This is a genomic window from Pseudomonas sp. CFBP 5748, assembly GCF_053850495.1.
In genome coordinates, this window is record NZ_JBSPTN010000004.1 from 250,302 (window position 1) to 264,438 (window position 14,137).

Annotated in this window: 14 protein-coding genes; 11 read left to right on the forward strand and 3 right to left on the reverse strand. The window is 62.6% G+C overall.

The window, feature by feature from the left end; translation table 11 throughout:
• Nucleotides 1–7 precede the first annotated feature (7 nt).
• Nucleotides 8–730, reverse strand: coding sequence for a ribonuclease PH (gene rph, locus ACWNZ1_RS11215; protein ID WP_123343527.1), 723 nt, complete (start codon nt 728–730; stop codon nt 8–10).
• 276 nt (nt 731–1,006) lie between these two features.
• Here rph and ACWNZ1_RS11220 point away from each other — a divergent pair, with 276 nt between their 5' ends.
• The 6 genes from ACWNZ1_RS11220 to ACWNZ1_RS11245 all read left to right on the forward strand — a co-directional run bounded on the left by ACWNZ1_RS11220 (nt 1,007) and on the right by ACWNZ1_RS11245 (nt 6,309).
• The gene (locus ACWNZ1_RS11220; RefSeq protein WP_135847778.1) at nt 1,007–1,870 is read left to right on the forward strand and encodes a YicC/YloC family endoribonuclease; all 864 of its coding nucleotides are present in this window, start codon (nt 1,007–1,009) and stop codon (nt 1,868–1,870) included.
• A 10-nt stretch (nt 1,871–1,880) separates the two neighbouring features.
• Nucleotides 1,881–2,501, forward strand: a complete 621-nt coding sequence (gene gmk, locus ACWNZ1_RS11225) for a guanylate kinase (protein WP_135847779.1) — start codon at nt 1,881–1,883, stop codon at nt 2,499–2,501.
• A gap of 167 nt (nt 2,502–2,668) precedes the next feature.
• Complete coding sequence (rpoZ, locus tag ACWNZ1_RS11230) at nt 2,669–2,932, forward strand: DNA-directed RNA polymerase subunit omega (protein WP_003177259.1); 264 nt, start codon at nt 2,669–2,671, stop codon at nt 2,930–2,932.
• Nucleotides 2,933–2,992: 60 nt separating this feature from the next.
• Nucleotides 2,993–5,098 (forward strand): bifunctional GTP diphosphokinase/guanosine-3',5'-bis pyrophosphate 3'-pyrophosphohydrolase, encoded by a 2,106-nt coding sequence (gene spoT, locus ACWNZ1_RS11235; protein WP_030142176.1) that lies wholly within the window; start codon nt 2,993–2,995, stop codon nt 5,096–5,098.
• Nucleotides 5,099–5,132: 34 nt separating this feature from the next.
• Nucleotides 5,133–5,513 (forward strand): RidA family protein, encoded by a 381-nt coding sequence (locus tag ACWNZ1_RS11240; protein ID WP_014340863.1) that lies wholly within the window; start codon nt 5,133–5,135, stop codon nt 5,511–5,513.
• 55 nt (nt 5,514–5,568) lie between these two features.
• Nucleotides 5,569–6,309 (forward strand): hypothetical protein, encoded by a 741-nt coding sequence (locus ACWNZ1_RS11245; RefSeq protein ID WP_135847780.1) that lies wholly within the window; start codon nt 5,569–5,571, stop codon nt 6,307–6,309.
• A gap of 48 nt (nt 6,310–6,357) precedes the next feature.
• On the opposite strand, the gene ACWNZ1_RS11250 is transcribed toward ACWNZ1_RS11245, so the two are convergent.
• Both ACWNZ1_RS11250 and ACWNZ1_RS11255 read right to left on the reverse strand, forming a co-directional pair.
• Nucleotides 6,358–7,257 carry a DMT family transporter gene (locus tag ACWNZ1_RS11250; protein WP_256453920.1) on the reverse strand — a complete coding sequence of 300 codons (900 nt, stop codon included), beginning with the start codon at nt 7,255–7,257 and terminating at the stop codon, nt 6,358–6,360.
• Between the two features lie 311 nt (nt 7,258–7,568).
• Nucleotides 7,569–8,426, reverse strand: a complete 858-nt coding sequence (locus ACWNZ1_RS11255) for an SDR family oxidoreductase (RefSeq protein ID WP_456027630.1) — start codon at nt 8,424–8,426, stop codon at nt 7,569–7,571.
• A 188-nt stretch (nt 8,427–8,614) separates the two neighbouring features.
• On the opposite strand from ACWNZ1_RS11255, the gene exbB reads away from it, so the two are divergent.
• From exbB to recG, 5 genes are all read left to right on the forward strand, one after another.
• Nucleotides 8,615–9,598: a tonB-system energizer ExbB gene (gene exbB / locus ACWNZ1_RS11260; RefSeq protein WP_256453922.1), complete on the forward strand. Its 984-nt coding sequence runs from the start codon at nt 8,615–8,617 to the stop codon at nt 9,596–9,598.
• 6 nt (nt 9,599–9,604) lie between these two features.
• Nucleotides 9,605–10,033, forward strand: coding sequence for a TonB system transport protein ExbD (gene exbD, locus ACWNZ1_RS11265; RefSeq protein WP_135847784.1), 429 nt, complete (start codon nt 9,605–9,607; stop codon nt 10,031–10,033).
• The gene (locus ACWNZ1_RS11270) at nt 10,030–10,785 is read left to right on the forward strand and encodes a TonB family protein (RefSeq protein ID WP_135847785.1); all 756 of its coding nucleotides are present in this window, start codon (nt 10,030–10,032) and stop codon (nt 10,783–10,785) included. Before exbD ends, ACWNZ1_RS11270 begins: the two co-directional genes overlap by 4 nt.
• A 276-nt stretch (nt 10,786–11,061) precedes the next feature.
• Nucleotides 11,062–11,982 (forward strand): hydrogen peroxide-inducible genes activator, encoded by a 921-nt coding sequence (locus ACWNZ1_RS11275; RefSeq protein ID WP_256453923.1) that lies wholly within the window; start codon nt 11,062–11,064, stop codon nt 11,980–11,982.
• Nucleotides 11,983–11,991: 9 nt separating this feature from the next.
• A complete protein-coding gene (gene recG, locus ACWNZ1_RS11280) occupies nt 11,992–14,067 on the forward strand; it encodes an ATP-dependent DNA helicase RecG (protein WP_280944537.1) in 2,076 nt (691 codons plus the stop codon).
• Nucleotides 14,068–14,137 lie beyond the last annotated feature (70 nt).

Consider the following 14,137-nt stretch of genomic DNA (forward strand, 5'->3'; position numbering starts at 1 on the left):
GAAACAATCAGTCAGCCAATGCGGCTTTTTGCAGTTCGAAAATCTCGTTCATGCCTTTCTTCGCCAATTCCAGCATAGCGTTCAATTCTTCCGGCTGGAACGGCGCGCCTTCGGCGGTGCCCTGGACTTCGATGAAGCCGCCAGCGCTGGTCATGACCACATTCAGATCGGTCTCGGCGGCGGAGTCTTCCAGGTAGTCCAGGTCCAGCACCGGCTCACCCTGGTACATGCCCACGGACACCGCGGCGATCATCTGCTTGAGCGGGTCGCCGCCCTTGAGGCCGCCACGCTTCTTGATCACCTTCAAGGCATCGACCAGCGCGACCATGGCACCAGTAATGGACGCGGTACGCGTGCCGCCGTCGGCCTGGATCACGTCGCAATCGACATACAGCGTCACGTCGCCCAGCTTGGACATATCCAGCGCGGCGCGCAGCGAACGGCCGATCAGGCGCTGGATTTCCAGGGTGCGACCGCCCTGCTTGCCACGGCTGGCTTCGCGCTGGTTCCGCTCACCGGTAGCGCGCGGCAGCATGCCATATTCGGCGGTCAACCAACCCTGGCCCTGGCCCTTGAGGAACCGTGGCACGCCGTTTTCGACGCTGACAGTACAGATGACCTTGGTATCACCGAATTCGACCAGTACAGATCCCTCGGCGTGTTTGGTGTAGTTGCGGGTAATGCGGATCGAGCGAAGCTGATCGGCAACGCGACCACTTGGACGTTTCATAGGGAACACCTGTACAGAGGACGGAAAACTGCCGAGCATTATAGAGCCGTGAATCGTCATAGGGCAGTTAAACGTAGCGCAGTTCAAAAAATCCGGCGCGAGCGAAGCCGCGCAAAGGCCCGCCCGGCGGGCAACTGCGCTTTGTCATAAGTGCGGTTGGGGGCATGCGCCTCACTGCGCTACAATCCTGCGCCTTTGCTGCCCTTCGGCTTTTATTCACAGATTCCAGGCCCCACGACCACCGGTTGTGGCCGGCCTGCATTGCGAGGAACCTCCATGGTGCACAGCATGACTGCCTTCGCCCGCGTCGAAAAGGCCGGGGCCCAAGGCACGCTGAGTTGGGAACTGCGCTCGGTCAACAGCCGTTACCTGGAGCCGCACCTGCGCCTGCCGGAATCCTTTCGCGACCTTGAAGGCGGCGTGCGCGAGGCGCTGCGCCAGGGCCTGTCCCGGGGCAAGCTGGAATGCACCCTGCGTTTTACCGAAGAAAGCACCGGCAAGACCCTGCAGGTAGACCGCGAGCGCGCCGCACAGCTGGTGGCCGCCGCCGAAACCGTCGCCAGCCTGATCAACAACCCCGCCGCCCTGAACCCGTTGGAAGTCCTGGCCTGGCCCGGCGTACTGGTGGGCGATGCGAGCGATCCGCAAGCGCTGAACGCCGAGGCGATGGCGTTGTTCAGTGAGGGGCTCAAGGAACTCAAGGCCGGCCGCGAGCGTGAAGGCGCGGAGCTGGCGCGGCTGATCAACGAGCGCCTGACGTCCATTGAAGGAGACGTCAGCACCCTGCGCGAGCTGGTCCCGCAGATGCTCGCCACCCAGCGTCAGAAGGTGCTCGACCGCTTCGCCGACATGAAGGCCGAGCTGGACCCGCAGCGCCTGGAACAGGAAATGGTCATGCTCGCGCAAAAGAGCGATGTGGCCGAAGAACTGGATCGCCTGAGCACCCACATCATCGAAGTTCGCCGGGTGCTCAAGTCCGGTGGTGCGGCCGGCCGCCGCCTGGACTTTTTGATGCAGGAACTCAACCGCGAAGCCAATACACTGGGCTCCAAAGCCTTCGACCCGCGCAGCACCCAGGCGGCGGTCAACCTCAAGGTGTTGATCGAGCAAATGCGCGAACAAGTGCAAAACATTGAGTAAGGCTCACAACATGACCCACAGCACCGGCACTCTTTACATCATTTCCGCGCCCTCGGGCGCCGGCAAGACCAGCCTGGTCAAGGCGCTGATCGATGCCGAACCGCAGATTCGCGTCTCGATCTCGCACACCACCCGCGCCATGCGCCCGGGGGAAGTGAACGGCGTGAATTATCACTTCGTCGACCGCGAAGAGTTCGTGAAAATGGCCGAACACGGCGACTTCCTGGAGCGTGCCGAAGTCTTCGGCAACCTCTATGGCACTTCGCAAAGCTACTTGCAGCAGACCCTGGACGAAGGTCACGACCTGATCCTGGAAATCGACTGGCAAGGCGCCGAGCAGGTGCGCAAGCTGATGCCCCAGGCCCGCTCGATCTTCATCCTGCCGCCAAGCCAGCAGGCCTTGCGCCAGCGCCTGACCAACCGCGGCCAGGACAGCGACGACATCATCGAAGGCCGGATGCGCGAAGCAGTCAGCGAAATGAGCCACTACGTCGACTACGATTACCTGATCATCAACGACGATTTCGCCCATGCGCTGGATGACCTGAAGGCGATTTTCCGCGCCAGCCAGCTGCAGCAGAAACGCCAGCAGCAACGTTTCGGTAAATTATTGGCCGAATTGTTGGGCTGATCAGCCCTTCCCAAAACCGCTGCGACGGCTTTACATTGGTAGTCGCAGCGCGCCGAGGGGTTTGGTTAAAAAATCAGCGCTTCCCTAAACGCTGGTGTTTTTTTAAACTGTCGAGTCCGCTCGCCCAACCGGGCAGCGCGCATATTGCATTCGCTCCGAGGAATACCATGGCCCGCGTAACCGTTGAAGACTGCCTAGAACACGTGGAAAACCGCTTTGAGCTGGTCATGCTCTCTACCAAGCGTGCCCGTCAACTGGCCACCGGCGGCAAAGAGCCATTGGTCCAGTGGGAAAACGACAAGCCTACAGTAGTAGCGCTGCGTGAAATCGCCGAGGGCCTGATGAGCTACGAGTTCATCGCCAACGCTGAAATCGTCGAAGACGAACCGCTGTTCGCAGCGTTCGAGGACGAGTCCAACGAGGCGGTCTAAGCCTATGCCTGGTCGACGTAGCACGGCGCGGGGTCACAGCAAACGGCAGGAGTCATCATCATGCCGAGCATAGACGCCCTCGCCGATCGCTTATCGGCCTACCTCGGCACGGACCAGGTCAACCTGGTCCGCCGAGCCTATTTCTACGCTGAACAAGCCCACGACGGCCAACGCCGCCGCAGCGGCGAGGCGTACGTCACGCATCCTCTTGCGGTGGCGAATATTCTTGCCGACATGCACATGGACCATCAGAGCCTGATGGCGGCGATGCTGCATGACGTGATCGAAGACACCGGCATTGCCAAGGAAGCGCTGCAAGCGCAGTTCGGCGAAACCGTGGCCGAACTGGTCGATGGGGTCAGCAAACTGACCCAGATGAACTTCGAGACCAAGGCCGAGGCCCAGGCCGAAAACTTCCAGAAAATGGCCATGGCCATGGCCCGCGACATTCGCGTGATCCTGGTCAAGCTCGCCGACCGCTTGCACAACATGCGCACCCTGGAAGTGCTGTCCGGCGAAAAACGCCGACGCATCGCCAAGGAAACCCTGGAAATCTACGCCCCCATCGCCAATCGCCTGGGCATGCACGCGATCCGCATCGAGTTCGAAGACCTGGGCTTCAAGGCCATGCACCCGATGCGTTCGGCGCGGATCAACCAGGCCGTCAAGCGCGCTCGGGGCAACCGCAAGGAAATCGTCAACAAAATCGAAGAGTCCCTGAGCCACTGCCTGGCCATCGACGGCATCGAAGGCGAAGTCAGCGGGCGGCAGAAACACCTCTACGGCATCTACAAGAAAATGCGCGGCAAGCGTCGAGCCTTCAACGAGATCATGGACGTCTACGCGTTCCGGATCATCGTCGACAAGGTCGATACCTGCTACCGCGTGTTGGGTGCTGTGCATAATTTGTACAAACCGCTGCCGGGGCGCTTCAAGGATTACATCGCGATTCCCAAGGCCAACGGCTATCAATCGCTGCACACCACGTTGTTCGGCATGCACGGCGTACCGATCGAAATCCAGATCCGCACCCGTGAAATGGAAGAGATGGCCAACAACGGCATCGCCGCCCACTGGCTCTACAAATCCAGCGGCGACGAACAACCCAAGAGCACCCACGCCCGCGCCCGGCAGTGGGTCAAGGGTGTGCTGGAAATGCAGCAACGGGCCGGCAACTCCCTGGAATTCATTGAAAGCGTGAAGATCGACCTGTTCCCGGACGAGGTCTACGTCTTTACGCCCAAAGGCCGGATCATGGAGCTGCCTAAAGGCTCCACGGCGGTGGACTTCGCCTACGCGGTGCACACCGACGTCGGCAACAGCTGCATCGCGTGTCGGATCAACCGCCGCCTGGCGCCGTTGTCCGAACCGCTGCAAAGCGGCTCCACGGTGGAAATCGTCAGCGCCCCCGGCGCCCGGCCGAATCCCGCATGGCTCAATTTCGTGGTCACCGGCAAGGCCCGCACGCACATCCGCCACGCCCTGAAGCTGCAACGGCGCTCCGAATCCATCAGCCTCGGCGAACGCCTGCTGAACAAAGTGCTGAACGGTTTCGACAGCTCCCTGGACAAGATCCCGGCCGAACGCGTGCAGGTCATGCTCCACGAATACCGTCTCGAACTGATCGAAGACCTGCTCGAAGACATCGGCCTGGGCAACCGCATGGCCTATGTCGTCGCCCGCCGCCTGCTCGGCGAAGGCGAACAGTTGCCAAGCCCTGAAGGCCCGCTGGCGATTCGCGGCACCGAGGGCCTGGTGCTCAGTTACGCCAAGTGCTGCACGCCGATCCCGGGCGACCCGATTGTCGGCCACCTGTCCGCCGGCAAAGGCATGGTGGTGCACCTGGACAACTGCCGCAACATCAGCGAAATCCGCCACAACCCGGAAAAATGCATCCAGCTCTCCTGGGCCAAGGATGTCACCGGCGAATTCAACGTCGAGCTGCGGGTCGAGCTGGAACACCAGCGTGGCCTGATCGCCCTGCTGGCCAGCAGCGTCAACGCCGCCGACGGCAATATCGAGAAAATCAGCATGGACGAACGCGACGGCCGCATCAGCGTGGTCCAACTGGTGGTCAGCGTGCACGACCGTGTGCACCTGGCCCGCGTGATCAAGAAGTTGCGTGCCCTGACGGGCGTCATCCGCATCACCCGGATGCGCGCATAACCCCCATAGGCCCATCCATTACAAGGAGTCATCCATGACCAAAACCGTTATCACCAGCGACAAGGCCCCGGCCGCCATCGGTACTTATTCCCAGGCGATCAAGGCGGGCAACACCGTGTACATGTCGGGCCAGATCCCGCTGGACCCGAAGACCATGGAGCTGGTGGAAGGCTTCGAAGCCCAGACCGTGCAGGTGTTCGAAAACCTCAAGGCCGTGGCCGAAGCTGCTGGCGGTTCGTTCAAGGACATCGTCAAGCTCAACATCTTCCTCACCGACCTGAGCCACTTCGCCAAGGTCAACGAGATCATGGGCAAGTACTTCGACCAGCCTTACCCTGCCCGCGCCGCCATTGGCGTGGCGGCCCTGCCAAAGGGCGCGCAGGTTGAGATGGATGCCATCCTGGTCATCGAGTAATAAGGTCGGCGCAGCCTCCCCCGCTGCGCCGTTTTCGTCTTGAAAGGATTCCACCATGCGCAAAGCGCTTGCTCTCTCGCTGGCTGCCCTGCTCCTGGGCGGCTGCGCCAGCGACCCTGCCGACCGTGACATCAGCGGCACCTGGATCAACCAGGCAGCCATCGACGCTGCCGCCAAAGGTGGCCCGCTTCGCGAGGCACTGCAGGGCTACGGCCCGAACCTGGAATGGGACGTCAACACCCGGGCTGGCCAGGCGCGCTACACCAACGGTTTTGAAAACGTCGAAGGCAAGTTGCTGGGCGAAGAAGACGGCGCGTGGAAAGTCGATTTCTACGGCAGCTCGGCCAGCGAACTGAAGCGCGACGGCGACCAACTGAGCCAGGCGGCCACCGAGAACGAACCGCAACAGGTGTTCGACCGCGCGCAAGTCCAGGTGCCGGAAGGCGCGCCAATCGGTGCAAGTTTCGAGCGAGCGCTATACGCCGCCTACCTCGGTGGCACCTGGAACATCGTCAACGGCCCCGGCCAGGGCGCCAGTGTGCAATTCCAACCCGACGGCCAGGTCAGCGGCCTGCCCGGCGCCGATCGCTACGCCTTGTGCTTGGCGGGCGATTGCGCCTCCATGAGCGGCGGCAACGACAACATCTGGTTGCAACAGAACGGCCAGGGCAACACCTGGATCTTCGCCCGCGACGGCAAGAAGCTGGAAATCTTCCAGACCGTCAATACCGCGCTGGCCGATGAAATGCCGTCGTTCACGCCGGGTACTCGGCAGTGGTTGTTGGAAAAGCAGTGAGCGAGACGGCGCCTTGAAATAAATGTACAGGCGCCCTCCGGTCAAGGTTCACGCGCGAGATGGGACAGGCTTTTTTCTGCCCAGGCGGATCAGCTCATTGGAGAAACACAACCCAACGATGATCAGTAGCGCTCCCGGATACAGGCTTTCGCGGGGCACCTCATTGAGCACTACAAACGCCAGCAGTGCGGCGAAGAGCGGCTCGGTCAGCTCCAAGGCTTGCACCTGGGATGGCTTGAGGTACTCGATTGCCTTGGTGGTGCAGAAAAAGCCGAGGATGGTCGGCAGCGCGGCCAACCCCAGCAGTGCGGCAATTGCCAAGGGCGACAGTTCACCGATGACGAAGCCGTCGGCCGAAGCCGGCATAAGCAAGTACAGGCCGCCGAAGAACAGCAACTGACGAGTGAAGTGCAGCCCACCGGACACCCCCATCCGCTTCATGGCTACCGAAAACGCCCCGTAGCCGCAGCCCGCCATGGAAGCGAGTGCAACGCCTTGGAGCGTGAAGCCCTGTCGCAGGTCGGCGCCGAAGATCACCGCGATTCCGGCGATAGCCAGAGCGGCACCCACAGTGGCGTTCGCGGTGATCGCATCCTTGAGAAATATGCGTGCGAGCACAATCGAGGAGATGGAAGCACTGGCCATCAGCATCACCACTACGCCCGCCGCGGCGTAATGCCGATAGGCAGCCGTTTCGAAGTGGAACAGCACAAAGATACCGAGAAACGCGCAGATCGCCGCCTGGGTCCATTTGGCCGTTGTTGCCGGGCGCTTGAAAAACAGCAGCAAGGCTGAGAGCAGCACACAACCCAGGACCGTCTTTATGACGGCGACACTGCTGGCAGTGAAACCATTACTCATGAGCACTTTACTGAGCACACCTATCGTGGCGTTAAGCGCGGCGGCGGAGAGTGCAAAGATAACGCCTTTGCTGAAACTAGCTTGCATTGATGACGGTCCCTGTCGCTGTTAGGTAGGCTCGAACGGATTGACTGAAGCGGTTGCGGGTGGCCTGCACATCGCTCTTGGCTTGGGCAAGCATCGGGCAATGCTCGGCGAGCTCGATGAAGCAAGTCAAGACCAGAAGATGCTGAGCTACGGTGAGAGCCAAAACAGGACATAGCCCTTGGCGCCGAACCCCATCGTCAGGCACACGCCGAGCAGGCTCTGCCTGAACGAACAAGCCCGCTTGCCACAGGACTCGGCGCTGGGCTCTCCGGCAATGAGTGAGCCTTTGCCTAAAGACCCGTTGATGCCGGTCAGCAGCGCCCTTCCAGAATCGCCGCATACCCTTCACGAAAACTCGGATACCGCGGCGTCCAACCCAAGGCCTTGGCCCGGGCATTGCTGCAGCGTTTACTGCCGGCGCGGCGTACGCTGGCGTTTTCAGCCCATTGGGTGACGCCCATGTAGTCGCGCAGCCAGCCCACCACGTCGGCCAGCGCGGCGGGGGCGTCGTCGACGCCGATGTAGCAGTCTTCCAGGGTCTTGCCCTGGCGATCAGCCTCAAGCAGAAACGCCAGCAGGCCCGCCGCATCGTCGGCATGGATGCGATTGGCGTACAGGGGCGGATCTTCCACCACGCTATAGCCCTGGCGCACCTGGCTCAACAGCCACTCACGCCCGGGGCCGTAGATGCCGGTCAGGCGCACGCGGCTGGCCGGGATGCCGCTGTCGAGCGCCACCTGCTCGGCTTCGAGCATCAGCCGACCGGAATAACCGCCGGCCTCGGTGGGCGAAGTTTCATCGACCCACTCACCTTTCTGTTGCCCATAAACACTGCTGCTGGACACAAAAAGCAAACGCTTGGGCCGCTGGCCATGCTGCTTCAACCAGCCCAACACATGCTGCAACCCTTCAACGTACGCCGCGCGATAACCCGCTTCGTCATGCTCGGTGGCGGCGGCGCTGTACACCAGGTAGTCCAGCGGTCCGGTGGGCCAATCAACAGGACATTGCTCGCTGAACAAATCCCCCGCCACCCCGACAACCCCGGCCGGCAGGTGCGAAACCGTACGGCGCAAGCCATGGACTTGCCAATGTTCGGCCACTAACTGGCTGGCCAGGCGGCCGCCGATATCACCGCAGCCGGCGATCAAAACAGAAGGCGCGGACATCAAAAACTCCTCTGGTAAAGCCGCAGACTAGCCTCCGTGAGGGACGAGCGGCTACCCATGCGACAAAAAAAGTAACTGTATTACTTTTGTTAACAAGAATTACTTGCAATAATGCTCGCCACTTTTGTTCTCGGCCCCACGAGGCCTGGAAGAACATCAACCTTCTTTTCCTCTCAGGTCCGGCCAGCATGAAACGCTCAATATCCCTCGCTTCGCCAACCAATCGACCTCGCGCCTGGAGCGCCGTGGCAGCCCTGCTGCTCAGCCTGCTGCTGGCGCCCGCCGCCGCGTTCGCCGATGCACAGACGCCAGCCACTACCCCGACTACCACCACACCCACAGCGGCCCAAGCGCCTGCCGACGCTGGCGCTCCCGTAGCGACGCCGGTGGCCACCGACCCGGCCCAAGCCGTCGAGGCCAGCGCCGCCGATACACCTGAAGTACTCGAAGCCGACAACACCCTGGGCATGGCCCACGACCTGTCGCCATGGGGCATGTACAAAAACGCCGACATCATCGTCAAGATCGTGATGATCGGCCTGGCCATCGCCTCGATCATCACCTGGACCATCTGGATCGCCAAAGGCTTCGAACTGCTGGGTGCCAAACGTCGCCTGCGCGGTGAGATCGCCGCCCTGAAAAAGGCCACCACCCTCAAGGAAGCCAGCGCCAGCGCCGGGAAGGAAGGCACCCTCGCCAACCTGCTGGTGCATGACGCACTCGAAGAAATGCGCCTGTCGGCCAACAGCCGCGAAAAGGAAGGCATCAAGGAGCGCGTGAGCTTCCGCCTCGAACGCCTGGTCGCCGCCTGTGGTCGCAACATGAGCAGCGGCACCGGCGTACTTGCCACCATTGGTTCCACCGCGCCGTTCGTCGGCCTGTTCGGCACCGTATGGGGCATCATGAACAGCTTCATCGGCATCGCCAAGACCCAGACCACCAACCTCGCCGTCGTCGCTCCCGGCATCGCCGAAGCCCTGCTGGCGACCGCCCTCGGCCTGGTCGCAGCGATCCCGGCCGTGGTTATCTACAACGTCTTCGCCCGCTCCATCGCCGGCTACAAGGCCCAGGTCTCCGACGCTTCGGCTGAAGTCCTGTTGCTGGTCAGCCGCGACCTCGACCACCTGCCGCCCGAGCGCAGCTCGCAACCGCACATGGTGAAAGTGGGGTAATCGGCCATGGGCCTGCATTTGAAAGAAGGCGCAGACGACGATCTGGCCGAGAACCACGAAATCAACGTCACGCCGTTCATCGACGTGATGCTGGTGTTGTTGATCATCTTCATGGTGGCGGCCCCGCTCGCTACCGTGGACATCAAGGTTGACCTTCCGGCCTCGACGGCCAAGCCGTCGCCACGGCCGGAGAAACCGGTGTTCCTGAGCGTCAAGGCCGACCAGCGCCTGTTCCTCGGCGAAGACGAGGTCAAGCCCGAAAGCCTCGGCGCGACCCTCGACGCCAAGACCCAGGGCAAGAAGGACACGACGATCTTCTTCCAGGCCGATAAAGGCGTGGACTACGGCGACCTGATGAACGTGATGGACGCCCTGCGCGCCGCCGGTTACTTGAAGGTCGGCCTGGTCGGACTCGAGACGGCGCCCAAGCAATGATCACGATGCGCCAAAAGCTGACGCGTTACAGCGGTAGCCTGGCCGTGGTGTTGGGCGTGCACGCGCTCGCCATCGCGCTGGCGCTGAACTGGACGTCCCGCCCGCCCATCGAATTGCCCCCCCAGGCGATGATGGTCGAGCTGGCGCCGGTGCCCGCCCCGCCGCCACCGGCACCGCCAAAAGTCGTCACGCCGCCGCAACCGCCGGCGCCGGTCGAAGAACTGCCGCTGCCTAAACTGGCCGAAGCACCGAAGGCCGAGATTGTCGTACCCAAGCCGGTCAAGCCCAAGCCTAAGCCTCAACCGCCCAAGCCAAAGCCGGTGGAAAAAAAGCCGGAGCCGCCCAAGGAAGAGCCGTCGGAGCAAAAGCCCAGCGACACCCCGCCAACCCCGGCACCGACCGAGAAATCCGCGCAACCGGCCCCTGGCCCTTCGCCCGCGCAAGCGGCGGCCAAGGCCAATTGGCAAGGCACGCTGCTGGCGCACCTGGGCAAGTACAAGAAGTACCCGCTCAGGGCCCGGCAGATGAACAAGGAAGGCATGAACCGCCTGCGCTTTGTGGTGGATGCCAATGGAAACGTGTTGTCCTTCGAACTGGTGGGCAGCGCTGGCACCGAGTCCCTGGACCGGGCCACCCTGGAAATGATCCGCCTCGCCCAACCGCTGCCCAAGCCACCGGCGGAGTTGCTGACCAATGGCACCATCGAACTGACGGCACCGTTTGTGTACTCCATCGAAAAGCGTCGGCGCTAACCTCAATTACCAGCCCCTGTAACAGGGGCTTCTTGTTTCTGCCAAAGAGGTTTTTGGAGCACAGGTAATTGGGAGCAAAGGCATCTGTGGGAGCAAAGCTTGCTCGCGATACAAGCACCCCGGTCCCAACGAGCATTGCGTTGACTTCATCGCGGGCAAGCCTTGCTCCCACAGGTAATGCACATTAGACAGTGTCACACCGCGCCCCCAGTCTGATAACGTGCGTCTATCGATTGCAGCCGGTATGCTTGGCTCGCAACTTCACGGACGCTCGCCATGACCCTCACAGAATTACGCTACATCGTGACCCTCGCCCAAGAGCAGCATTTCGGCCATGCGGCCGAGCGTTGCCATGTCAGCCAGCCGACGCTGTCGGTGGGTGTGAAAAAGCTTGAAGACGAGCTCGGCGTGCTGATTTTCGAGCGCAGCAAAAGCGCCGTGCGCCTGACCCCGGTCGGCGAAGGCATCGTGGCCCAGGCACAGAAGGTACTGGAGCAGGCCCAGGGCATCCGTGAGTTGGCCCAGGCCGGCAAGAACCAGCTGACCGCCCCGCTGAAAGTCGGTGCGATCTACACCGTCGGCCCGTACCTGTTCCCGCACCTGATCCCGCAACTGCACCGGGTCGCCCCGCAGATGCCGTTGTACATCGAAGAAAACTTCACCCATGTGCTGCGCGACAAGCTGCGCAACGGCGAGCTGGACGCGATCATCATCGCCCTGCCGTTCAACGAAGCCGACGTCCTGACCCTGCCGCTCTACGACGAACCGTTCTACGTCCTGATGCCGGCCCAGCACCCCTGGACCCAGAAAAAAACCATCGACGCCGCCCTGCTCAACGACAAGAGCCTGCTGCTGCTCGGCGAAGGCCACTGCTTCCGCGACCAGGTGCTCGAAGCCTGCCCGACCCTGACCAAGGGCGGCGAAGGCGCCAAGCACACCACGGTGGAATCCAGCTCCCTGGAAACCATCCGCCACATGGTCGCCTCGGGCCTGGGCATTTCGATCCTGCCGCTGTCGGCGGTGGACAGCCACCACTACGCCCCCGGCGTGATCGAAGTTCGCCCACTGACACCGCCCGTGCCGTTCCGCACCGTTGCCATCGCCTGGCGCGCCAGCTTCCCGCGGCCCAAGGCCATCGAGATCCTCGCTGACTCGATCCGCCTGTGTTCCGTGGCAAAGCCGCCCACAGCCAAGTAAGTCGCGGCCATGACTGAGCTGTCGAACGTGCCGGTCACGGCACTCAAGGGTGTCGGTGAAGCCATGGCCGAGAAACTGGCCAAGGTCGGCCTGGAAAACCTCCAGGACGTGCTGTTCCACCTGCCGCTGCGCTATCAGGATCGCACCCGCGTGGTGCCCATCGGTCACTTGCGACCGGGGCAGGACGCGGTGATCGAAGGCACCGTCAGCGGCGCCGACGTGGTCATGGGCCGGCGCCGTAGCCTGGTGGTGCGCCTGCAGGACGGCACCGGCGGGCTCAGCCTGCGCTTCTATCACTTCAGCAATGCACAAAAGGAAGGCCTCAAGCGTGGCACCCGCGTGCGCTGCTACGGCGAGGCTCGGCCTGGTGCCTCGGGACTGGAGATCTATCATCCGGAATACCGCAGCATCACTGGCGACGAACCGCCGCCGGTGGATGAGACCCTGACCCCGGTCTATCCGCTCACCGAAGGCCTGACTCAACAGCGCCTGCGCCAGCTCTGCCAGCAAACCCTGACGTTGCTGGGCCCCAGCAGCCTGCCCGACTGGCTGCCCATGGAACTGGCCCGGGATTACCAATTGGCGCCGTTGGCCGATGCGATCCGCTACCTGCACCACCCGCCCGCCGATGCCGATGTCGACGAGCTCGCCCTCGGCCATCACTGGGCCCAGCATCGCTTGGCCTTTGAAGAGTTGCTGACCCATCAACTGTCGCAGCAACGCCTGCGGGAAAGCCTGCGCTCCCTGCGCGCCCCGGCCATGCCCAAGGCCAAGGATCTGCCCACCCGTTACCTGGCCAACCTTGGCTTCGCGCCCACCGGCGCCCAGCAGCGGGTCGGCAACGAAATCGCCTATGACCTGAGCCAGCCCGAGCCGATGCTACGGCTGATCCAGGGCGACGTCGGCGCCGGCAAGACCGTGGTCGCCGCCCTCGCCGCGCTCCAGGCCCTGGAAGCGGGTTATCAGGTGGCGTTGATGGCGCCCACCGAGATCCTTGCCGAACAACATTTCATCACCTTCCAGCGCTGGCTCGAACCGCTGGGCATCGAAGTCGCCTGGCTGGCCGGCAAGCTCAAGGGCAAGAATCGCGCAGCCGCCCTGGCGCAGATCGCCGAAGGCGCACCGATGGTGGTGGGCACCCATGCCTTGTTCCAGGACGAAGTGCAGTTCAAGAACCTGGCGTTGGTGATCATCGACGAGCAGCACCGTTTCGGCGTGCAGCAACGCCTGGCCCTGCGGCAGAAAGGCGTGGGCGGGCGGATGTGTCCGCACCAGTTGATCATGACCGCCACGCCGATCCCACGGACCCTGGCCATGAGCGCCTACGCCGACCTCGACACCTCGATCCTCGACGAACTGCCCCCGGGCCGCACACCGGTCAATACCGTGCTGGTCACCGACACCCGGCGGGTCGAAGTGATCGAGCGCGTGCGCAGCGCCTGTGCCGAAGGGCGCCAGGCCTATTGGGTCTGCACCCTGATCGAAGAATCGGAAGAACTGACCTGCCAGGCCGCTGAAACCACCTATGAAGACCTCACCGCCGCCCTCGGTGAGTTGAAGGTCGGGCTGATCCACGGGCGCATGAAACCCGCCGAGAAAGCCGCCGTCATGGCCGAATTCAAGGCCGGCGCCCTGCAACTGCTGGTCGCCACCACGGTGATCGAGGTCGGTGTGGACGTGCCCAACGCCAGCCTGATGATCATCGAGAACCCCGAACGCCTGGGCCTGGCGCAGTTGCACCAGTTGCGCGGCCGCGTCGGTCGGGGCAGCGCCGCCAGCCATTGCGTCTTGCTGTATCACCCCCCCCTGTCCCAAATCGGTCGGCAGCGGCTGGGCATCATGCGCGAAACCAACGACGGCTTTGTCATCGCCGAAAAAGACCTCGAATTGCGCGGCCCTGGTGAAATGCTCGGCACGCGCCAGACCGGTCTGCTTCAATTCAAGGTAGCCGACCTGATGCGCGACGCCGATCTGCTCCCTGCAGTACGCGACGCCGCCCAGGCGCTACTGGAACGCTGGCCCGATCACGTCAGCCCGCTGTTGGATCGCTGGCTGCGTCATGGGCAGCAATATGGCCAAGTGTGAGCACGCTCTCAGTTTCCGGACGCACCTACCGGGCAAGCTGGTTATACTGCTCAACTTGTAGGAAAACGGA